This window comes from Glycomyces sp. TRM65418 (assembly GCF_019710475.1).
In the GTDB taxonomy this organism is placed as follows: Bacteria; Actinomycetota; Actinomycetes; order Mycobacteriales; family Micromonosporaceae; genus Glycomyces.
Genome location: NZ_JAJFAX010000002.1, coordinates 545428 through 566470 on the forward strand (window position 1 = coordinate 545428; position 21043 = coordinate 566470).

General features: G+C 70.6%; 22 protein-coding genes. 13 read left to right on the forward strand and 9 right to left on the reverse strand.

Features of this window, described 5'->3' with window-relative positions; genetic code table 11:
* Positions 1-36 precede the first annotated feature (36 nt).
* The 3 genes from K3N28_RS07515 (at position 37) to K3N28_RS07525 (ending at position 2007) form a co-directional block, all read left to right on the forward strand.
* On the forward strand, positions 37-1278 hold the full coding sequence (locus tag K3N28_RS07515; RefSeq protein ID WP_228091866.1) for a deoxyguanosinetriphosphate triphosphohydrolase: 1242 nt from the start codon (positions 37-39) through the stop codon (positions 1276-1278).
* 97 nt (positions 1279-1375) lie between these two features.
* On the forward strand, positions 1376-1591 hold the full coding sequence (locus K3N28_RS07520; protein ID WP_228091867.1) for a type II toxin-antitoxin system VapB family antitoxin: 216 nt from the start codon (positions 1376-1378) through the stop codon (positions 1589-1591).
* A complete protein-coding gene (locus K3N28_RS07525) occupies positions 1588-2007 on the forward strand; it encodes a PIN domain nuclease (RefSeq protein ID WP_228091868.1) in 420 nt (139 codons plus the stop codon). The genes K3N28_RS07520 and K3N28_RS07525 overlap by 4 nt, the downstream gene beginning before the upstream one ends.
* A gap of 158 nt (positions 2008-2165) precedes the next feature.
* Here K3N28_RS07525 and trmB read toward each other — a convergent pair whose 3' ends face one another.
* Positions 2166-2855 (reverse strand): tRNA (guanosine(46)-N7)-methyltransferase TrmB, encoded by a 690-nt coding sequence (gene trmB, locus K3N28_RS07530; RefSeq protein ID WP_228091869.1) that lies wholly within the window; start codon positions 2853-2855, stop codon positions 2166-2168.
* A 39-nt stretch (positions 2856-2894) separates the two neighbouring features.
* Positions 2895-3707, reverse strand: coding sequence for a hypothetical protein (locus K3N28_RS07535; RefSeq protein ID WP_228091870.1), 813 nt, complete (start codon positions 3705-3707; stop codon positions 2895-2897).
* 363 nt (positions 3708-4070) lie between these two features.
* Between K3N28_RS07535 and K3N28_RS07540 the strand changes: the two genes are divergently transcribed.
* Both K3N28_RS07540 and K3N28_RS07545 read left to right on the forward strand, forming a co-directional pair.
* Positions 4071-6719: a sigma-70 family RNA polymerase sigma factor gene (locus tag K3N28_RS07540; RefSeq protein ID WP_228091871.1), complete on the forward strand. Its 2649-nt coding sequence runs from the start codon at positions 4071-4073 to the stop codon at positions 6717-6719.
* 188 nt (positions 6720-6907) lie between these two features.
* Positions 6908-7432 carry a GtrA family protein gene (locus K3N28_RS07545; RefSeq protein ID WP_228091872.1) on the forward strand — a complete coding sequence of 175 codons (525 nt, stop codon included), beginning with the start codon at positions 6908-6910 and terminating at the stop codon, positions 7430-7432.
* Positions 7433-7513: 81 nt separating this feature from the next.
* Here K3N28_RS07545 and K3N28_RS07550 read toward each other — a convergent pair whose 3' ends face one another.
* Positions 7514-8044, reverse strand: a complete 531-nt coding sequence (locus K3N28_RS07550; protein WP_228091873.1) for a PH domain-containing protein — start codon at positions 8042-8044, stop codon at positions 7514-7516.
* A gap of 175 nt (positions 8045-8219) precedes the next feature.
* Positions 8220-9017: a biotin--[acetyl-CoA-carboxylase] ligase gene (locus K3N28_RS07555; RefSeq protein ID WP_228091874.1), complete on the reverse strand. Its 798-nt coding sequence runs from the start codon at positions 9015-9017 to the stop codon at positions 8220-8222.
* Positions 9018-9050: 33 nt separating this feature from the next.
* On the opposite strand from K3N28_RS07555, the gene K3N28_RS07560 reads away from it, so the two are divergent.
* The 4 genes from K3N28_RS07560 to K3N28_RS07575 all read left to right on the forward strand — a co-directional run bounded on the left by K3N28_RS07560 (position 9051) and on the right by K3N28_RS07575 (position 13016).
* On the forward strand, positions 9051-10634 hold the full coding sequence (locus K3N28_RS07560) for an acyl-CoA carboxylase subunit beta (protein WP_374209715.1): 1584 nt from the start codon (positions 9051-9053) through the stop codon (positions 10632-10634).
* A gap of 448 nt (positions 10635-11082) precedes the next feature.
* A complete protein-coding gene (locus K3N28_RS07565) occupies positions 11083-12096 on the forward strand; it encodes an NYN domain-containing protein (protein ID WP_228091876.1) in 1014 nt (337 codons plus the stop codon).
* 36 nt (positions 12097-12132) lie between these two features.
* The gene (locus tag K3N28_RS07570) at positions 12133-12342 is read left to right on the forward strand and encodes an acyl-CoA carboxylase subunit epsilon (RefSeq protein ID WP_228091877.1); all 210 of its coding nucleotides are present in this window, start codon (positions 12133-12135) and stop codon (positions 12340-12342) included.
* Between the two features lie 83 nt (positions 12343-12425).
* Complete coding sequence (locus tag K3N28_RS07575; protein ID WP_228091878.1) at positions 12426-13016, forward strand: nucleoside triphosphate pyrophosphatase; 591 nt, start codon at positions 12426-12428, stop codon at positions 13014-13016.
* A gap of 218 nt (positions 13017-13234) precedes the next feature.
* Here the strand turns inward: K3N28_RS07575 and K3N28_RS07580 are convergent, their stop codons facing one another.
* Positions 13235-13789 carry a thioredoxin family protein gene (locus K3N28_RS07580; protein WP_228091879.1) on the reverse strand — a complete coding sequence of 185 codons (555 nt, stop codon included), beginning with the start codon at positions 13787-13789 and terminating at the stop codon, positions 13235-13237.
* A gap of 347 nt (positions 13790-14136) precedes the next feature.
* Positions 14137-14796, reverse strand: coding sequence for a MerR family transcriptional regulator (locus tag K3N28_RS07585; RefSeq protein ID WP_228091880.1), 660 nt, complete (start codon positions 14794-14796; stop codon positions 14137-14139).
* Between the two features lie 91 nt (positions 14797-14887).
* On the opposite strand from K3N28_RS07585, the gene K3N28_RS07590 reads away from it, so the two are divergent.
* The 4 genes from K3N28_RS07590 to K3N28_RS07605 all read left to right on the forward strand — a co-directional run bounded on the left by K3N28_RS07590 (position 14888) and on the right by K3N28_RS07605 (position 19088).
* Entirely contained in the window at positions 14888-15610 is a 723-nt protein-coding gene (locus K3N28_RS07590) for a DUF2306 domain-containing protein (protein ID WP_228091881.1), read from the forward strand.
* On the forward strand, positions 15607-16032 hold the full coding sequence (locus K3N28_RS07595) for a GNAT family N-acetyltransferase (protein ID WP_228091882.1): 426 nt from the start codon (positions 15607-15609) through the stop codon (positions 16030-16032). The genes K3N28_RS07590 and K3N28_RS07595 overlap by 4 nt, the downstream gene beginning before the upstream one ends.
* 72 nt (positions 16033-16104) lie before the next feature.
* Positions 16105-18243 carry a UvrD-helicase domain-containing protein gene (locus K3N28_RS07600; RefSeq protein WP_228091883.1) on the forward strand — a complete coding sequence of 713 codons (2139 nt, stop codon included), beginning with the start codon at positions 16105-16107 and terminating at the stop codon, positions 18241-18243.
* A 140-nt stretch (positions 18244-18383) separates the two neighbouring features.
* Complete coding sequence (locus tag K3N28_RS07605) at positions 18384-19088, forward strand: hypothetical protein (RefSeq protein WP_228091884.1); 705 nt, start codon at positions 18384-18386, stop codon at positions 19086-19088.
* Here the strand turns inward: K3N28_RS07605 and K3N28_RS07610 are convergent.
* The 3 genes from K3N28_RS07610 to K3N28_RS07620 form a co-directional block, all read right to left on the reverse strand.
* A complete protein-coding gene (locus K3N28_RS07610) occupies positions 19081-19701 on the reverse strand; it encodes a hypothetical protein (RefSeq protein WP_228091885.1) in 621 nt (206 codons plus the stop codon). The two genes, K3N28_RS07605 and K3N28_RS07610, sit on opposite strands and share 8 nt — an antisense overlap.
* Positions 19702-19725: 24 nt before the next feature.
* Entirely contained in the window at positions 19726-19971 is a 246-nt protein-coding gene (locus tag K3N28_RS07615; protein ID WP_228091886.1) for a hypothetical protein, read from the reverse strand.
* A 473-nt stretch (positions 19972-20444) separates the two neighbouring features.
* Positions 20445-21038, reverse strand: coding sequence for a histidine phosphatase family protein (locus K3N28_RS07620; RefSeq protein ID WP_228091887.1), 594 nt, complete (start codon positions 21036-21038; stop codon positions 20445-20447).
* Positions 21039-21043 lie beyond the last annotated feature (5 nt).

Below are 21043 nucleotides of genomic sequence, written 5' to 3' on the forward strand. Positions count from 1 at the left end.
CTGAACGACGGGATCGGTCGCGCTAGGCTCGATGGCGTGACCGATCCCGTCCCGCATTCCCGCGAGGCGCACGCGCCCGCCGAGGAGCGGTTGGTCGCGGAACCCGACTCGGTCCGCACCCCGTTCCAGCGCGACCGCGCCCGCATCCTGCACTCGGCCGGCTTCCGCCGCCTCGCCGACAAGACCCAGGTCCACACCGCCGGCACCGACGACTTCCTGCGCACCAGGCTCACCCACTCGCTCGAGGTCGCGCAGATCTCCCGCGAGATGGGCTCGGCCCTCGGCTGCGACGCCGACGTGGTCGACGTCGCCGGGCTCGCCCACGACCTCGGCCACCCCCCGTTCGGGCACAACGGCGAGGACGCGCTCCACGAGGTCGCCGGGCCGTGCGGCGGCTTCGAAGGCAACGCCCAGACGCTGCGCGTCGTCAGCCGTCTGGAAGCGAAGGTCCTCGACGCCGAGGGGCGCTCGGTCGGCCTCAACCTGACCCGCGCCTCGCTCGACGCGATGTGCAAGTACCCGTGGAGCGCGACGGTGGGGAAGCGGAAGTTCGGCGTCTACGAGGACGACCGGACGGTCTTCGACTGGATGCGCGACGGCGCCCCCGAAGGCGTGAAATGCCTGGAGGCCCAGGTCATGGACTGGTCCGACGACGTGGCCTACTCGGTCCACGACGTCGAGGACGGCCTGTACGGCGGCTATATCGACCTCGCGCGGCTCATGGACGACGCGGAGGAGCAGGCCGCGGTCTGCGAAGCGGTGCGGGGCCGCTACGCCGACGAATCGGCCGCGGCGCTGTGCGAGGCGCTGAAGGATCTCCTGCGCGACCCGGTCATGAAGAGCCTGCACGACTACGACGGTTCGCTCGGCGCCCAGGTGGCGCTGAAGAACTTCACCTCGACCATGGTGGGCCGCTTCGTGAACGCCGCCGCCAAGGCCACCGAGGAGCGGTTCGGCGACGGGCGCCTGCGCCGCTACGGCGCCGACCTCGTCGTGCCCGAGACCGAGCGGATCCAGTGCGCCCTGCTCAAGGGCATCGCCTGGCGCTACGTGATGCGCCCGCGCACCGACGAGTCCTGGTACACGCGCCAGCGCGAGATCCTGCAGGACCTGGTGTCCGTGCTGTGCGACCGCGGTCCGGAGGCCATGGAGCCCGTGTTCGCCGAGGCCTGGCACCGCGCGGGCGACGACGCCGCGAAGGTCCGCGTCGCGATCGACCAGGTCGCGTCCCTGACGGACGCCTCGGCGGAAGCCTGGCACCGGCGGCTCACCGCTTGACCGCGAGAAAAGCTGCTCGCTCTGGCGTGTCCTCCACGGCTCTGGCTACACTCGTATGTACATTCGGTGGCATGGTATACACCAAAGGAGGTGCGCAATGACCCGCACCATGATCGACCTCGACGACGACCTGCTCGCTGAAGTGAGCAAAGCGCTCGGCACCTCGACCAAGAAGGAGACCGTCAACACCGCGCTGCGCGAGGTCCTGGAGACCCGTCGCCGGGCGATGGCGCTGACCAGGCTCCGTGCGATGGTCGCCGATGGGGCGATCGATTCGGAGTTCCTCATGGACAAGAAGAATTATCGTCCATGAGCCCGGCTCGATTCCTCATCGACACGAGCGTATTGACGAGGTTGCTTCTCGCAGACGGAGAGAATCACGGATGGGACCGCGCCGCCGAGGCCGGTCTCATCGCATTGTGCTCCCCAGTTGAACTGGAATATCTGCGGACGGCGAGGTCCAAGGAGCATGGGCGGGAAATCGAGCAGATCTTCCTCGACCTGTTCGGCTGGGTTTCCGCTGACGAGCGCATGTTCCGTCGAGCTCGCGAAGTGCAACGCGAACTCCTATGGCGCGGCGAACACCGCGGGTCGAGTCCGGTGGACCTGCTCATCGCCGCGACTGCGGAACTCAATGATCTGACGTTGCTGCACCTCGACAACGATTTCGAATGCATCGCCAGGGTCACCGGACAGCCGATGGAGCGGTTCGGACCACCCCGCACCTAGGGCGAGTTTCGAGCATCCCGACGGCCGCTATCCATGTGTCCGCTCGCTTCGCTGTCGGCCCTTCCGATACCACCGGTATCGGGAGGGCCTTTCGCGGCCTCGGCTCTGCTCATTGACGGTTCGTAAGCAGCCTGAGCACGCCCTAGTCGGAGTAGCGATCAGCGCTTGCGGAAGACCAGGTCCGCGATGGGGCGGTCCTCCTTGATGCCGCGGCGCTCGAACTTGGTCATCGGGCGGTGGTCCGGGCGCGGGGCGTAGCCCTCGGCGGTGTTCGCGAAGGCCGGTTCGGCGGTGAGGACTTCCAGCATCTGCTCGGCGTAGTCGGCGATGTCGGTGGCGCAGTGGATGACCCCGCCGGAGCGCAGCAGGCCGGCCATCGTCCGCACGTGCTCGGTCTGGATGATGCGGCGCTTGTGATGGCGCTTCTTCGGCCACGGATCGGGGAAGTACACCCGGATCTCGTCCAGCGACTCCGGCGCGATCCCGTGCCACATCAGCGGCAGCGCGTCGCCCTGGTAGACGCGCAGATTGTCGAGCCCGCGGTCTTCGGCGCGGCTCATGAGGTCGGCGATGCCCTGGGGGTAGACCTCAACGGCGAGGAGGTCCCGGTCGCGGTCGGCGTCGCACATGGCCGCGGCGGCCTCGCCGTTGCCGGAGCCGATCTCCAGGATCACCGGGGCCGTGCGGCCGAACAGCTTCGCGAAGTCGATCCTGCCGTCCTCGGGCTGCCACTCCATGCCGTAGCGCGGCCACAGGCGCGCGAAGGCCTCGTCGTGGCGGGGCTTGTTGCGGCCCTGGCGGAAGTTGAACGTCAGGATATGGCGGTGCTGCGGTTCCTCATCAGGCATAACCGGGCAAGTTTAGCCGCAGCCCGACGGTGGCCGGTGTCAGCGTTCGAGTTTCGCCGGGGCCTCGTAGGAGCGCCCGCGCACGCCCGCGGGGCCGTCGGGCCGCCTCGGGTCGGGACGCGGCGGCGGCGAGGGCTCCTCGTCCATGGTGCCGTTCTCGAACAGGTACGACTCGCGGGGCTCGCCCTCGGCGTCGTCGCCGTCGGGCTGCTCCGGGACGTACGTGGGCGGTCCGGCCTCTTCGTGCTCGGGCTCGGCCGTGATCATCGCCTTGGGCCTGCGCGGCGCGCGGCGCAGCCGCTTGGCGCGTTCGCGCAGGAAGTAGACGTAGCCCCCGAGGGCCAGCAGCGCCACGCCCGCGCCGACCCAGAAGCCCGGTCCGCCGATCGCGACGCCGACGAGTTCGAGCACGGTGAGGGCGATGAGCACGTAGAGGACGCGGCGGTGGCGCCGCCGCCACCACTCGGCTCGCATCTGCCGGAGCCTGGCCTGCTCGTGCATCTCGGGGTCCTCGCCGGTCAACGACTGGTCGGTCTCCAACCGTACCGAGTCCCCGCGGCGACCGCCGCGGCGCTCCCACCCGCGTGACTTCCCCTGTGCCGGAACGGCTTGGCCCTCCATCATCTCGTCGATCGATATGTCGGATTCATCCGCATCCGCAGGGTCGAGCGCGACCGTGGGATGCGAGGCCGGCCGGGAAGGGCGGTGGCGCTCGCGCGCGAGCACGCGCGCGTCCGAGGAGGACCGGTCGGCGATCATGCGCTCGTCCGGGTCGTATCGGCGCACCAGCGCCGGGGTCAGGGCCAGCAGGGCCGTGGCGGCCAAGAGCGCCAACAGAACCGATGCGGGCATCGCTCACCTCCCTCACGTCGCGGCGTGTCGCGCGTGACCCAACGGTACGCAATGGCCTGACGTATTTCCGACAGTCGCCTGGAACCGGACGGGAAGTCCCAATATCATCACGCCTGGTCACAATCACATCACAATTCCCGGCTGTGCTGGGTTTTTGCCCTAAACTCGCTGCAATGTCCATTTCGTCGGCAGCCGGCCCGAACGGCGGAACGGGCGCAACCTGAGGCGTACTCGATCGTTAAGTCGAATGGAGACACCGAGCGATCCTCCGCTCGACGCGTTCCAGACGCCTCGCCCGCGAGCATGACCCGAGCCCCCCGATGGTACGAGCTCGGCGCAACCAGGAAGGAGCACCGGCGAACGATGCCCGAGACCGTTCCCGCCGGCGATTCCCGCGGTCTGGCGAGCGACGCCCCCACGGGGCCGGACGAGCCCCCGACCCGCTCCGATCCCGAGCTCATCGCCGCCACCCGCGGCGGCGACACCACGGCCTACGCCGTCCTCTACGAGCGCCACGTCCACGCCGCCCGCCGCCTCGCCCGCATCCTCTCCCGCGACCCGGCCGGCGCCGACGACCTCGTCTCGGAGACCTTCGCCAAGCTCCTGCACACCTTCCGCGAAGGCGGCGGTCCCGACCTCGCCTTCCGGCCCTACATGCTCCAGACCCTCCGCAACACCTTCTACGACCGGGTGCGGCGCGACAAGAAGGTCGAGTTCACCGACGACCTCACCAAGCACGACTCCGGCGAGGTCTTCGCCGACCCCGCCGTCGAGGGGCAGGAGCGCCGCTACGCCGCCCTCGCGTTCGGCAAGCTCCCCGAGCGGTGGCGGATGGTGCTGTGGCACACCGAGGTCGAGGAGGACCCCCCGGCCAAGATCGCGGTCATGCTCGGCATGACGCCGAACGGGGTCTCCGCGCTCGCGTACCGGGCGCGCGAGAAGCTGCGCCAGAACTACCTCAGCGAGCACGCGGCCGACTCCCCGCGGGAGGAGTGCCGCTGGACGGTGGACCGCCTCGGCGCGCGCGTGCGCGGCAAGCTCGGCGAGCGCGACGAGTCGAAAGTGGACGCCCACGTCGGCTCGTGCGTCACCTGCAACCTGCTCTTCGCCGAACTCACCGAGCTGAACTCGGGCCTGCGCACCGTCATCGCCGGGGTCTTCCTGGGCGCCGCCGCCGCCCCGTACCTCGCGGCCGGCGTGGCCTCGGCGGCCGGGCTCGCGTTCGGCGGCGCGTTCGCGTTCCTCTTCGCGCCGTTCAAGGCCGCCGCGAACTGGATCAGGCGGATCGTCCAGCAGCTCGGGACGAAGGGGGCCGTCGCCTCGGGCACCGCCGTGGCGGTGGCCGCCGCGGTCGTGGTCTTCGCGCTCACCTCGGACGAGGAGGAGCCGCCCCCGCAGGCCGCCCCCGAGGGGTCGGTGGCCGAGCCGGTCGCTCCCGACGAGGAGCCGGAACTGCCCGGACCGCCGGTTCCCGAGCCCGAACCCGAGGATCCCGTCCAGCCGGACGACCCGGAGCCCCGACCGGAACCGGAGCCGGAGCCGGGCGAGGAGCCCGAGGCGCCCGCCGAACCCGTCGCCTACTCGATCGAGCACGGCCTGGGCGCCACCGGTCTCGTGGCCGGGGGCGAAGCGGTCCTCCCGATCCGCCTGGCGGCGCCCGGGAACGCCGGCGGGGGCTACGCGCCGGTCACCGAGCGGGCGGCGGAGCCGGACGGGACCGGGGCTCCCGAGTCGGTCCTCCCGACGGTCCAGAACGGGGAGCCCGCATCGGCACGCCCGAGGCTCGAACGGCGCGCGCCGGAGTCGATGCGACCGGCCCTCGAGACCGACGCCGCAGCGGTGCGTCCCTCGATCGAGGCGGCGCCGCGTGGCCGAGGCCAGGCCGCGTCGGAGCGCGTCACGCTCGACATCTCCCTTCCCGAGGGCGTCTCGCTCGCCTCCGAGACGGCCGAGCCAGGTTGGAGCTGCGCCGAGACCGACGCGGTCGTGCACTGCACCGTCGCCGCGATGCCCGATCCGGCCGAGGCCCACGTGCGCCTCCTGATCGGTGAGGACGTCAGCGGCTATCAGACCTTCGAGGTCGCGGTGCGAGGACCGGGCATCGGCGGCACGACCGCGCTCCAGGTGCCGATCGCCCCGGCCGGGAGCCGGGTCGGTTACGCGAGTCTCGACGCCACCGGTGTCACGGCCGCGGGGAACACCTGGCTGACCTGCTCGGTCCCCGGCTGCCGCGAGGCCGCGCTCGTCGGGGGCGGCGACACCTGGCCGATGAAGGCGTACAAGCCCGGCGACGCGCCCGCGGGCCGCGAAGGCGAGGCCGTCTCGGGGGCGGTGCTGGAGATCCCCGGCGGCGCGGAGATCGCATGGGCGGGCCTGTACTGGGCCGGCGTCCACGAGGACCTGCCCGCGGACGTCTCGCTCGCCGGGCCCGGCGGTTCCTGGACCGACCTCAGCGCCGAGACGATGCGCGACACGAACCCCGGCGTGCAGGCGTTCACCGAGGTCACCGGCTTGGTCTCCGGCGGCGGCGAGTACTGGGTCGCCACGGACAACCATCGGCTGCCGACCGGCGAATGCCCCCTCTGGCCGATCGACGCGGACGGGTCCTGCGGCGAGCCGCACTGGGCCGGTTGGGCGCTCACCGTCGTGTACGCCGAGCCCGGAGCCGAGGCCAAGGAGGTCGCCGTGTACGACGGCGCGCCTGCGGCCGACACCGCGATCGAGGTGGAGGACGGCGGCGAGGTCGACATCGCCGCCACCCTGTGGGGCGGCTCGGCCTACCGCGGCGGCGACCGCCTCACCGCGGGCGGCCAGGGCCTCGGCGAGCCGGCCGCGTGCCGCGCGAACGGGGCCGTGGAGAACCCGAACTGGTACGCGTTCGGCGTGGACGTGGTCGTGCACCGGGTGCGGACGGGCGAGCAGGCGGTGATCCGCTTCGAGCGCGGCGACGACCCGTTCATCGTCGGCGTGGTCGCGATCGCGGAGCCGAAGGGCGGTGCGGCGGGGACGTAGGCGGGCCCTCCGGGGTCGGCTGTGTCGGTTGCCGAGCGCCCCGAAGCAAGCGTGCGCAGCGAGTGTGACAATGCGCGACGGTGCGCCTTCGCCTTCCGTCCCGCTGCCGGTGGATCGCCCGGCCAGGCCGCATGTTCAGGGCATTCGACGGTGTCGCCGAAGCCGCCGGGCGGGTAAGCTGACCCTTGATGCCGACCTCCATCGATACTCCGACTCCGCCCCCGGCCCGCAGCGGCCTCGGGGGCCTCTTCGCGCGTGGACTCGATCTGCTCAAGCGCCACGCCGCCGAGCTCATCCGCTTCGCCGGGGTCGGCGGCACCGCGTACATCATCGACGTGGGCCTGTTCAACCTCCTCTATCTGGGCATGGACTGGTCCTACTGGTACGCCAAGATCATCTCGACGCTCGTCGCCATGACCGTGGCCTTCGCCGGGAACCGGCACTGGACCTGGCGCGAGCGCCGCGGCAGCGCCGCCGCGCACCGGCAGTACGCGCTGTACTTCCTCTTCAACGGGATCGGCCTGCTCATCTCGCTCGCGTGCCTGTGGGCGAACTCCGGCCTCGCCCAAGTCTGGCCGCAGTACTTCGACAACGAGCTGGCCGTGAACATCGCCGCCAACTTCTTCGGCGTCGGCTTCGCCACGATCTTCCGCTTCTTCGCCTACCGCACCTGGGTGTTCCGCAAGCCCAAGCTCGCGGAAGTGCTCAATTAGCGCCTGACCGGCCGACGACGAAGGCCCCGCAATCCTCTCGGATCCCGGGGCCGATGCGCTCTCGGACCAGAAGGTTTCGGATCAGGTGCCGTCGCCGCCGGGCGCGCTCGTGCGGCGCAAGCGGTCGTCCTCGGCGAGCTGGTAGAGCAGGGCCTTGGTCTTGTCCACGCGGGGCACGTCGACGAGGTTGATCTCGCCGTCGTCGGAAGCCGAGTCGATGTTCATGTCCCCGAAGCCGAAGATCCGCTCCCACACGTTCTGCGTGTAGGACACCGTGTTCACGCGGCCGAGCGGGATGTGGCGGCTCTCGCGGGACACGAGGCCTTCGCGCCACATGATGCGCTGGTCGGTGATCACGTAATGCGTCGAGCGCCAACGGATCCACGGGATGACGGAGAGCCACATCAGCAGGGCGAGGATGACGACGACCTCGGCCAGGATCAGCCAGGGCTTGGGGTCCCAGTCGAGCCGGGTCGTGTAGGCGATCGCGATGGCGCCGATGGCCAGGAACACCACGAACCACAGGACGGGGCCGACGCCCTCCTTCCAGTGCGGGCGAGTGTGCAGTTTGACCACTTCGCCGCGGGCGAGTTGATCGTCGGGATATCCCACTGCGGACCTCCAGGAGTGAGAACGGGCGGGGGCAGTTCAAATGTCAAAAGCACAGTACAACACCCCGGCATGAGGGCTCGGTCCACGATTCCGGCGAATCCCCTGAACGCGTGTGCCACTCCCGTTTTTCCGCGGCGGGACTCGACGGCCGGCGACTCCGCGGCCGTCGGCGGTCTCAGCCCTGGGGACGCAAGTGGACGATGTCGCCCGCGGCGACCGTGGCGACCGCGCCGTCCGGCTGCGAGACCTGGAGGCAGCCGGCGTTGTCGATGCCGATCGCGCGACCGGTGACCTTGCGGCCGTTGGGGAACGACACCTCCACATGGCGTCCCAGCGTGGCCGAGTGGCGTCGCCACCGCTCGATGACCGAGGCCGGGCCGCGCTCGTTCCACGACTGGTAGACCGCGGCCACGTGCGCGAGGAAGCCCACGGCGATCGCCTCACGGTCGAGTGTGGAGGCCCCGGCCAGCAGCAGCGAGGTCGCCTCGGGCACCGGCAGCTCCTCCTCGGCGAGCGAGACGTTGAGGCCCGCGCCGACGATGACCGCGCCGCCCTCGACCTGCGCGAGGATGCCGCAGACCTTCCGGCCGTCGATGAGGACGTCGTTGGGCCACTTGAGCTTCGCGCTCACGCCGCAAACCGCTTTGAGCGTCTCCTCCAGTGCCACGGCGGTGAGCAGGCTCAGGGTGCCCCACTGCTCGCGGGGGGCGGCGGGGCGCAGGAGGAACGACATCGTCAGGCCGGCCCGGGCCGGGCTCACCCACTGCCGGTCGAGGCGGCCGCGCCCGCCCGACTGCTCTTCGGCGATGAGGACGCGGCCCTCCCGGGCCCCGTGCTTCGCGGCGTCCGCCAGGTCCACGTTCGTCGATTCTGTGGTCTGGACCACATCGATCTCGGTCCAGAAGTCGGACTTATCCGACAACTGCGACCAGAGACGGTGCCGGTCCAGTGGCTTTCTCGTCGGTGTGTCCACGCACATAGCGTAGCCACCGGGGCGGCCGATACGATCCGAAGCGTGACCGACATCGACTTCCACACGACCGCCGGGCGGCTCGCCGACCTGGCCGAGCGCCTCTCAGAAGCGGCCACCGGGAACCCCCGGGCGATCGAGAAGCAGCACGAGAAGGGCAAGCGAACCGCCCGCGAGCGCCTCGAGCAGCTGCTCGACGAGGGGTCGTTCGTCGAGCTGGACGCGCTGACGCGGCACCGCTCCACGAACTTCGGCATGGAGGCCAACCGGCCCTACGGCGACGGCGTCGTGACCGGCTACGGCACCATCGACGGCCGCGAGGTCTGCGTGTTCGCGCAGGACTTCACCGTGCTCGGCGGCTCGCTCGGGCAGGTCTCCGGCGAGAAGATCACCAAGATCCAGGACCTGGCGCTGCGCACCGGCCGCCCGATCATCGGCATCTCGGACTCCGGCGGCGCCCGCATCCAGGAGGGCGTGGCCTCCCTCGGCGGCTACTCCGACATCTTCTTCCGCAACGTGCGCGCCTCAGGCGTGATCCCGCAGATCTCGCTCATCATGGGCCCGTGCGCGGGCGGCGCGGTCTACTCGCCCGCGATCACCGACTTCACGATCATGGTCGACCAGACCAGCCACATGTTCATCACCGGACCGGACGTCGTCCGCGCGGTGACCGGCGAGGACGTCGGCATGGAGGAGCTGGGCGGCGCGCGCACCCACAACGCGGTCGCGGGCAACGCCCACTACCTCGCCTCGGACGAGGACGACGCGCTCGAGTACGTCAAGCACCTCCTGTCGTACCTGCCGTCGAACAACCTCGACGAGCCGCCGGCCTACGAGTCCAAGGACTTCGAGCTGGACCTGACCGCCACGGACCTCGAGCTGGACACGGTCGTCCCCGACTCGGCGAACCAGCCGTACGACATGCACAAGGTGCTCGAGTCGGTCCTGGACGACGGCGAGTTCCTGGAGACGCAGCCGCTGTTCGCGAAGAACATCATCACCGGCTTCGGCCGCCTCGACGGCCGCCCGGTCGGCGTGGTCGCCAACCAGCCCATGCACTTCGCCGGTTGCCTCGACATCGACGCCTCGGAGAAGGCCGCGCGGTTCATCCGCTTCTGCGACGCCTTCAACATCCCGATCATCTCCTTCGTGGACGTCCCCGGGTTCCTCCCGGGCACCTCGCAGGAGCACGACGGCATCATCCGCCGCGGCGCGAAGCTCATCTACGCGTACGCCGAGGCCACCGTCCCGAAGCTCACCGTCGTCACCCGCAAGGACTACGGCGGCGCGTACTGCGTCATGGGCTCCAAGGGCGTCGGCGCCGACCTCAACCTGGCCTGGCCGACCGCGGAGATCGCGGTCATGGGCTCGCAGGGCGCGGTCAACATCCTCTACCGCCGCGAGCTGGCGAAGGCCGACGACGAGCAGGCCAAGCGGGCCGAGCTCATGGCCGAGTACGAGGAGAAGCTGAACAACCCGTACGTCGCCGCCGAGCTCGGCTACATCGACGCGGTGATCCAGCCGCGCGAGACGCGGGCGATGCTGGTGCGCGGCCTGCGCATGAACGCCTCGAAGCGGGACGAGCTGCCCGCGAAGAAGCACGGCAACATCCCGCTCTGACGGAAGCGCCGGCGGGCCTGTCCGCGGTCTTCGCAGACGGGCCCGGTTCGGCGTGTCCACGGCCGCCCCAAGCGGTCTCCGCTCAGCGTTCTCGCGGTCCGCAGGCGGCCCGGTGCGGCGTGTCGACGGCCGCGAGCGGCCCGGGGCCGGTACCTTACGGCTCGCGAGCGGCCTCGGCGAAGCAGGCGAGTCCGAGCCGTGCGGGCCGCGCTTGCGAGCCGTCGTGCCGAGCGGCGCCTTCCCGCCGTGTTCCCGATGTCGCCCGCTCTCACTCGATCCGGTGAGCACGCCACGCGTCCGCTTCCCCGTCGTGCCCGCTACCGGGCGAAACCGCTTTGCCGCGCGAAGCGGCGCGCACCACTCCCATCCCAAGAGTCCGATCCGGGTACCGTCTTATACAGCTGGGGGAAGCGGGACGAATTGTCCCGCCCGATGTTGGGAGTGGGCCATGACACCAATCGGAGGGATGCTGCCCGGGTTGCCGTCCCGGCGGTACGCCATATTGATCGACGTCGGCTATCTCTACGCGGCGGCGGCCGAGCTCCTGCTCGACGCGACCTCTCGCCGCGATTACCGCGTCGACGCCGAGAAATTGATCAAGTCCCTCATGGAGCGCGCCGCCCACCTGCTCTCCGACGGCGAACTGCTTCGCCTCTACTGGTTCGACGCCGCCCGCGACCGCGTGCCCACGGTCGACCAGCGCGTCATCGCCAACATGGAATTCGTGAAAGTCCGCCTCGGCAACCTGAACTCGCGCGGCCAGCAGAAGGGCGTCGACGCCCAGATCCGCAGCGACCTGGAACTGCTCGCCCGCCACCGCGCCATCCACGAGGCGATCCTCCTCGCCGGCGACGAGGACATGGTCCCGGCCGTCGAGGTCGCCCAGGCCTACGGCGTGCGCGTCCACCTGTGGGGCGTCGAGCCGCCGTACGGCACCAACCAGGCCGAGCGCCTGGTGTGGGAGTCCGACACCGTGGAGACCATCGACGCCGAGGACCTGCGCGCCTACTTCACCAAGAGCGGCACCGCCGCGGCGGCCACGTACAACATGGTCGGCGCGCCGATGGCCCAGCCCGAACCGAGCGTGCCGAGCCCGGCCGCGGTCTTCGGCCAGCGCCAGTCCGTGGCCGTGACCATGAACGCCGCGGACGCGTTGGCGCAGGCCGAGTCGGCCCGCCCGAAATTCGTGCGCACCACGCAGACCGGCGAGAAGCTCGACCCCGAGACCGTGCGCTCGGTGGGGGAGTACGTGGGCCACAAGTGGCTGCTGACCAGGGGCGCCGACAACATCGCCGATCTGCTTCCGGGCCCGCAGCTGCCGACGGTCATCGACAAGGAGCTGCTGGTGGAAGCCGAGAAGGAACTCGGTTACTCTCTACGCGACCACCCGGAAGCGCGGATCTGGGTCCGCGACGGCTTCTGGGAGCGGGTGCACCGCGAATTCGACTTCGATGAAGAGTGACACTGACGTCGCAAGGCACAGGCGAGGAGTAGCGCGATGAGTCTGGAACTCAAGGTCCTCCGTGGGAACCCCACGGATGAGGAGCTTGCGGCGCTGGTCGGCGTGATCACGGCCCTGCCGCGCCCCGAGGAGGAGGCCGAGGCCCCACGCCGCCGGGCCGCCTGGTCGGATCCGGGCTTGAAGCTGCGGGTGCGCCGTTCGTGGCGCGACACCGCCGTCCCGGCCCGCCGGGGGTTGGAGCGTTGACCCGTCCGTCCGACAGCGCTTCAGTGAACGAAGCGGCGCGGCCGTCTGACAGTGCCTCACGGAGCGAAGCGGCGCGGCCGTTCGTGCTCGCTTCCCAGTCTCCGGCGCGGCGCGAGCTGCTCAAGACCGCCGGGATCGAGCCGCAGGTGATCGTCTCGGGCGTGGACGAGAGCCAGGTGACGGGGGAGGACCCCGCCGAGCTGGCGTCGACGCTCGCCGAGCTGAAGGCCAACGCGGTCCTCGATCAAGTGGGGCCCGATGCGCTCGTGCTCGGCTGCGATTCGGTGCTGCACTTCGACCGCGAGATCCTCGGCAAGCCGGAGGGCCCTGAGGAGGCCACGTCGCGGTGGAAGCGGATGCGGGGCCGTTCGGGGACGCTGTGGACCGGGCACTGCCTCATCGACGTGGCCGCGGACCGGCAGATCGTGCGCGCGTCGGGGACCGTGATCCACTTCGCGGAGGTCGCCGACGAGGAGATCGCCGCGTATGTGGCGACGGGCGAGCCGCTGCACGTGGCCGGCTCGTTCACGATCGACGGCTACGGCTCGGCGTTCATCAGCCGCATCGAAGGCGACCCTGGCACGGTGATCGGCCTGTCGATGCCGCTGCTGCGCAACATGCTCGGCGAACTGGAGATCGCGCTGCACCAGCTGTGGCGCAGTCCTAAGGCCTGATCACCGGGCAGCGGCCTGCCGCGAGCGGTGATTCGCAAGGCCCCCCGATGCAAGGGCCGCTCTACGGGTAGGACCGCGTGAGCCGGCCTGTCGTTTTCGCGGAGCGGTCCGCCGCGAGTGAGGATGCGCGGCGCCGCGGGGGTACGTCCGAAGCGGTTCCGGAGCACCCCCGGCGGCGGCTCGTCCGCGACCCCGGCGGGGCCGCGGCCCGCTACGGCTCACTCGTCGGCGTCGGCCCGCCACTTGATGCCGCAGCCCGTGGACGGGTAGTGCGGCTCGGGGACCGGTTCGCCCTTGCGGACCTGCTCGATCGCGAGCGCCAGGTATTCCCCGGTGACCGGCACGCCGTTGCCGGGCGTCGAACCGTCGAACGCGCCCCGGTAGGCGAGCTTGCGGTCGGGCCCGTAGAGGAAGAAGTCGGGGGTGCAGGCCGCGCGGTAGGCCCGCGCCACCTCCTGCGACTCGTCCACGAGGTAGGCGAACGCCCAGTTCGCGCGCGCCACCTGCTCGGCGAGGCCCGCGGGCGCGTCGTCGGGGTACTGCTCGGCGTCGTTCGAGCAGATCGCCGCCACGTCCAGGTCCACCTGCCCGGTCGTGAAGGAACCGAAGACCTGCTCGATGTGGCGGACGTACGGGCAGTGGTTGCACACGAAGGCGACCAGCAGCATCGGGGCGTCGAAATCGGACAGTGAGCGCAGTTTGCCGTCCAGATCGGGCAGCGTGAAGTCCGGCGCGGGCGTGCCGAGCGGGACCATGTTCGAGTTGAGGGCCATACGGATCGCACTCCTCGGTGAGACGGTCGACGCCTCCATCGTAAGGCCGCCCGCAAGCGGGGGCCACGTTGGAAGTGCGGCGGGGCTCCAGGCCAGGTATATGGAGCCCCGCCGCCGGCCGTTCCTGCTACCCCACGTCGCAGAACGGCCTCCTGGTGATGGCGACAAAGTCTCTCGTCGAGCAGGCTTGGTCCTTGTCGCCGCGCCACCGGTGTGCGCTGTAATCAGCGTAGAACCACCCAATCGACTTGCGAAGTCAAAAAGCCGACAAGTGCAGACATTGCCATCAGCGCATGAGCATGGACGGGCGTGCGGAGGCGGCCTCGCCGGCCTTCGTCCACAATGACTCAGCCTTTGGCCGTGCCGTCCGGTTCGCCTTCGCGCGCATTGAAGGTGCGGCCCGAGATCTCGACCTGGGCGATCCGCCGCAGGGCCGAGAGGAGCGCGTCGCCGAGGACCGTGCCGACGATCATCGTCTCGAGAATCTCGTCGCGGTCGTCCCGGGTGAACAGGAGCCGGAGATCGGCCTCGGCCACCGTCTCGGCGGCCCGCGCGTACTGGTCGATCCGGTCCACCATGTCGTCCATGCCGAGCAGCCGCAGGCGGCCGATGACGTCGGCGAGCACGTTGATCTGCGGGATCCCCGGGTTCACCCGGTGCCAGCCCTGCCGTTCCATGATCGCGTGCGCCGTCTCGACGTCCTCGGCCTTCGGCCCCTGCGGCGGCTCCCAGTGCGCCGAGAGCGCCCCGGCGACCACGCCGAGGGTCCCGTCGAGATCGCGGTCCGGCTCCTCGATCTCGGCCAGGACCTCGCGGACCTTCGCGATCGGCAGCGAGCCGGTCTCCACCAGCGCGCGCACGAGCCGCAGCCGCCGCACGTGCTCCTCGCCGTATCGCACCTGGTTGTGGCTGATCCGCTCGCCGCCGGGGAGGAGCCCTTCGCGCACGTAGTACTTGATCGTGGCCGCCGGAACCCCGGTCCTCGCGCTGAGCTCTCCGATTCGCATGGGTCCTTCTTACCCGAAGCGCGGTTGACCGCCGACCGAATCAAGTGATAGTTTTACTATCGATAGTGTTACTCTCAATAAGGAGGCCGACATGTCCGCCACCCTCGCCGCCCCCGGCCGGATCCCCTCGAGACGACGGCGCGTCGCCGTCACCGTCGTCGCGGTGCTCAGTGTCGGGGTGACCCTCTACGCCGTGCCCGTCTACCTCTTCGGCAGCCACATGCGGATCGAGCTCCGCGAGGACGTGCCGATCCACCTGCCGGTCCTCGTCGTCCACGCCGCCACCGCCGGCATCGCCCTCCTGGTGGGCCCCTTCCAGTTCTTCGGCTCCATCCGCCGCCGCAGCCCCCGGACCCACCGGCTCCTCGGCCGCGTCTACCTCCTGGCCGGCGTCCTGCCCGGAAGCCTCACCGGGATCGTCGTCGCCGTGCTCACCACCGCCGGGCCGCTCGCCGTCGCCGCGTTCGTGTTCATCGACGTGTACTGGTTCTACACCGCGCTGCGCGCCTACCGGGCCGTGCGCTCCCGCGACTTCGCCGGCCACGAGCGGTGGATGCTGCGCAACATGGCCGCGACCTTCGCGGCCGTCACCCTCCGCGTCTTCATCGGCCTGTTCGTCGTCGCCCAGCTCCCGCTCCTGCAGTCGGTGTACGGCGGCGACTTCCAGGCGCTGTTCGACCGCGCCTACCTCGCCGCCATCGTCGGATCCGTCGTGGTCAACGTGCTCTTCATCGAGATCTACCTGCGCCGCAGGGACAACCGCCGGATTCGCGCTGGCGCGGACGCCCCCGCCGGGCTTAGGTTGGGCGCATGAGCGACGCGTACACGATCTCCTCCGACCCCGATCGCCTCGACCGCGAGTGGATCCACCGGGTCATCTCGACCGACACGTACTGGGCCGTCGGCCGCACCCGCGAGGACATGGACCGGGCCATCGACCACTCGCTCCCGTACGGGCTCTACGACGGCGACGGCCGCCAGCTCGCCTTCGCGCGGCTCGTCACCGACCGCGCCTACTTCGGCTGGCTCAGCGACGTCTACGTGGACCGGGACGCCCGCGGCAAGGGCCTGAGCAAGCGCCTCATGGCCCACATCGTCGAGGACGCCGAGGCGATGAGGCTCAAGCGGATCGTCCTGGCCACCGGCGACGCCGAGGGCCTCTACCAGCAGTTCGGCTTCACCGAGATCGACGACGACTACTCCTGGATGTACAAGGTGTGGCCCGGCCGCGTCTAGGCCCCGATCGGCGGACGGCCGTCACCCCGACGCGCTAGGCTGGTGCGTTCCCGAATTCGAGCGAGGAGCGCAGTGTCCCAGGAACCAGGCCCCGCCGACGACCAGCAGCAGGACGACGACACGTCCCACGCCCTGCCCGAGCCCGATCCCTCCAGTACCCCCGAGCAGGAGATCGCGATCGAGCAGGCCTTCGTCGACCGCGTCTACGACCGCGTCGACATCCTCCGAGGCGAAGCCCTCGGCAACCGCGACTCCGGCTACGCCCACCTCGCCGCCACCGTCCCCGGCGCGCAGTACGAACGCGACGTCTTCGTCTACCGCGCCGCCCGGCGCATCGCCGACCTCGACTCGCAGCACGAGGGCCTCGTCTTCGGGCGGCTCGACTTCGACAACGGGAAGGCGCGCCACATCGGACGCCTCGGCGTGCGCGACGAGGAGTACCGGACCCTCCTGGTCGACTGGCGCGCCCCCGCCGCCGCGCCGTTCTACCGCGCGACCGCCGTGGACCGCCAGGACGTGGCCCGCCGCCGCGTCATCCGCTCCTTCGGCCGCAGGGTCGAGGAGATCAGCGACGACCTGCTCAACGAGGACGCCGCCGAACGGCTCCCCGTGATCGGCGACGGTGCGCTCATGGCCGCCTTGGGCCGCAAGCGGACCGGGCGCATGCGCGACATCGTCGCGACCATCCAGGCCGAACAGGACGCCGCGATCCGCGCTCCCGGCCGCGGCGCCACCATCATCACCGGCGGCCCCGGCACCGGCAAGACCGTCGTCGCGCTCCACCGCGCCGCGTACCTGCTCTACCAGGACCGCAACCGCTACGAGGCCGCGGGCATCCTCGTCGTCGGCCCCTCGGCGGTGTTCATGAAGTACATCGGCAGGGTCCTCCCCAGCCTCGGCGAGGAGACCGCCGCGCTGTACTCGCTCGGCGAGCTGTACGCCGGGGTCGAGGCCACCCGCCAGGACCGGCCCGAGGTCGCGGCCGTCAAGGGCGGCACCGTCATGCTCCCGATCCTGCGCCGCCTCGTGCGCCAGACCCCGCCGGGCGCGCCGACCGAACTGCGGATCGTCTACCGCGGCGACGTCTTCACGCTCGACGCCGCCGAGCTCGCGGTGGCCCGCGCCCGCGTCTTCGAGAAGGAGACGCGCCCGAACCTCGCCAAGACCGAGGCCGGACGCGCCCTGCTGGTCGCCTTGTGGCGCAAGGTCAAAGCCGTCATCGAGGACGCGGAGCCGGCGAAGTTCTCCCGCGACGTCGGCTCGCGCGGGGAGTTCCTCACCTTCCTCGACCACTGGTGGCCCGACCTCGACCCGGCCGACGTGCTCGGCTGGGCCGGCGACGTCCGCCGCCTCGCCTCCGCCGCCGAAGGCCACCTGAAGCGCGGCGCCATCGAAGCGGTCGCCGCGTCGCTGCGCGAGAGCGACTTCTCCATCCCGGACGTGGCGCTGCTCGACGAGCTCCGGATGCTCCTCGGCGTCAAGCCGCAGCCGCGGGGCCGCGACCGGATCCGCTCGTGGGACGGCATCCAGGAGGTCTCGACCACCCAGGACCGCTACTACGACCGGCCGGAGCGGCAGGCCCGCGACGCGTTCTACGAGGACTACGCCCACGTCATCGTGGACGAGGCGCAGGACCTGTCGCCGATGCAGTGGCGCATGCTCGGCCGCCGCGGGCGCGCCGCCGGCTGGACCATCGTCGGCGACGAGGCCCAGTCGAGCTGGCCGCGCCCCAAGGAGAGCGCCGAGTCCCGCCGCCGCGCCGTCCCGCACGGGCGGATCTACGAGTTCCACCTGACCAAGAACTACCGGAACTCCAAAGAGGTCTTCGACTACGCCGCCGAATGGGCCAAGCCGCGCCTGCGGGACATCGACCTCCCCGAGGCGGTGCGCGAGACCGGTGCGGCGGTCGCCGAGAAGACCGTCGCCGCCGACGCGCTGCTGCCCGAGGTCGCGGGCGCGGTGGTCGAGGCGCTGGAGGCCGTGGAGGGCACGGTCGGGATCATCGCCCCGTACGACCGCCACGACGAGCTCCGCGGCATCGTCCACGACGGACGCGTGACCCTGGTGGGGCCCTTGGAGTCCAAGGGCCTGGAATGGGACGCCGTGATCGCCGTCGACCTCGAGTCCGTGGCCGAGACCCACGGCCCCGGCGTCGCCTACGTGGTCCTCACCCGCTCCACCCAGCGCCTCACCAGAATCGACCTCGCCTGACCGAGGCGATCCGCCGCGAAACCTCTACAAGGGATCGGGAGTGTCATCGCGACCAGCGCGAATCCGGGGCAGTCGCTAGACTCCGAGTGAGCCGCGGCTGCCCCGAGCCGCTGCCCGAGAACTGAACGAGGTCCACCCCCATGTTCGGCCCCCCGCCGCCCCTCGACCCCCGCACGCCGCGACAGCACCGGCCCAGCTCGATCGCGTCCTACCGCGAACCGGGACGGCCGAAGGTCTACCTCGGCCCCGTGTTCGCGGTCGGCATCCTGGCCTGCATACCCGCCTTCGCAGTCAACGGGTACGCCATCGCCATCGAGAGCGGCACGGTCCAGCGGACCGCCAGCGCCATGTTGCAGATCGCGGTCATGGTGGTGGGCGTCGCGGGGACTCCCGCGAAAGACGAGTCCACCACGCGAGCGGTCGTCGACGCAGACCGACGACTCTCCTTCTTCGGGCAGTTGCGGCTCGTGCCTTGGTTTCGATGCGTTGTCTTCTACGTCATCGCGGCCTCCGCGGCCGTTTCGGCCATCGCGGCGGACGCCAAGGGCTGGGAGCTCGCATTTCCCGCGCTGACCGGTTATCTGCTCATCGCCCACTTGGTCGCACTGATTCCCGGGATCCGCCGGCCGTTCTCGGAGCTCCCCCGCAACCTCGACGTAGTGCTCGCGGGGGTGCCGACGGGATTGCTCGCCGGTGCCTTCCAGGGGCGTGGCTACTGGGTTCAAGACCCCTGGTTCTGGAGCGCGATTCTCCTCGCGGCATTGACGCTGTTTCGGCTCCTCCGTAAACCGATGGCCGATCGAACCCGGAAACAACGCCAGCGCCGGGCCGACCGGATCAAGTGAGGTGCTCGACGGCGGCGGTGCGGTCGGCCTGCCGCCGCAGTGCCTTGGCGAGTGCCCCGAAACCGAGTGCCGCTCCTCCCATCGCCGCCGCCGGGAGCCACAGCAGGTTCGGGCGCTCTTCGTCGCTCACCGACCGCCATTGCGAGCGATCCGCGAACGGCATGAGCCAGCGGTCCCATCCGACGGCCGTGTACTTCGCGACCCGGTCGCCCGATCCGACCGTCGCGCCCCCGATCACGGTGGGCGACTCGCCTCGCTCCAGATACGAGTCGCTGGGGACCGTCGAACGGTATCCGGCCGGCGTGCAGGACTGCACGAAGCCGAAACCGGTGACAGGCCTTCGGCACTCGCCGGTCTCGATGACTTCGACGACCGTGCCGCCTCGGTCGCCTACGGGCGCTCCGTAAGCGGTCACCACCGCCGTCGCCAGCAGCTCCACGACGAGCAGCGCCGTCGGGAGAGCGAACCCGGCGAGCCGCTTGCGCAGCCGCGGCCGCCCAGCGGCAGGGGAGTGCGGTTCCTTCGGAATGAGCATCCGGAGCCCGACCGTGACGAAGACGGCCACGGCTGCCGCGCAGCCGAGGAGCGAGAGCAGGTTGAGCAAGAATGTCATGAGCGCCTTGCCGGGAACGGGGAATCAGTCGAGGGGGTCGCCGCCTTCGTCCTTGCGGCGGTCGGCCTTGCGCAGGCCCCGGATGATCAGGAGCGCGGCGATCACGCCCGGGCCCATGTGGACCAGGAGCACGCCGATGAGACTCGGGCCGCCCCAGTCGTTCTCGTAACTCGACGGGTCCGAGAAGTCGATGACGAAGGGCTCGATGAGGGCCCGCACGATGAAGAAGCCGCCGACGACGAAGGCGATCAGCCACAGGACGCGTTTCATGCACCGACTCTAGTGCCGGATCGCGCTGCTCAGGGGCCGCGGTTCGGCTCAGAGGCGCAAGCCGTTGATCGTGTCGGCCTGGACCACGTTCTTCGGGCCCTCGCCATGGAAGTTGTTCTGGAACCTGACCTGCCGCCCGGCCTGGTTCACCTGGGCCACCTGAATCGGTCGGCCCGTGAGGGCGCTCAGCTGCTCCAGGAACGCGTAGTCGCTCGATCGCGGCGGCCAGGTCCTCGACCGGGATCTCGCCGGTCTCGGCCCGCAGCAGCACGAGCTCCTGCCCGTCGTCCTTGGCGAACCGCTCCTTCACGAACTTCCCGGCCGCGACGACGCCCTTGGCGACCTCCCCGGCGAACGTGCTGACAGCGGCGGTCGCGATCGAGACGAATACCGGGCCCATGCAGCCTCGCCAAGGGCCGCGACCAGCCTGGACCGAAATCGCCGACGGCACACGACCCCCGATCCGCGGCGGCTCACTCCGGATCGGCGGCCCAAGGAGTGAGGTTCCACAGGGCGATCGCGTGGCGCCCGTGCTCATAGCCCAAGGCCGCGATCGAGGCGGTGTCGATCGTGAACTCGCGGCCGTCCCGCGCCGGCCTGCCCAGCCACCGCGCCGCCGCCACCCGGGTGCTGTGGCCGTGCGCCACCAGCGCCACGTCGCCGCGGTCCAGCAGCGCCTCGGCCTCGGCCAGCGCCCGGTCCAGGCGGGCGGCGACCTCGTCCGGCGTCTCACCGCCGGGGCCCTTGCCGCCATGCGTCCACAGTGACCAGTCCGGGTTCTCCTCCCGGATCTCCTCGCTGGTGCGGCCCTCGTAATCGCCGTACCCCCATTCGGCCAGGTCGGGGACGACGGCGGTGATCTCGAGGCCCGCCAGATCCGCCGTCACCAGCGAGCGCTTGCGCGGGCTCGACCAGACCTCGGTGAAATCCCATCGGGCGAGCAGCGGCGCGAGCGCCTTCGCCTGGGACACGCCGTTCTCGGTGAGGTCGAGGTCGGTGACCGAGGTGTGCTGGCCGGAGGCCGACCAGGTCGTCTCGCCGTGACGGATGAGCACGATCTCTCCCATGCCGA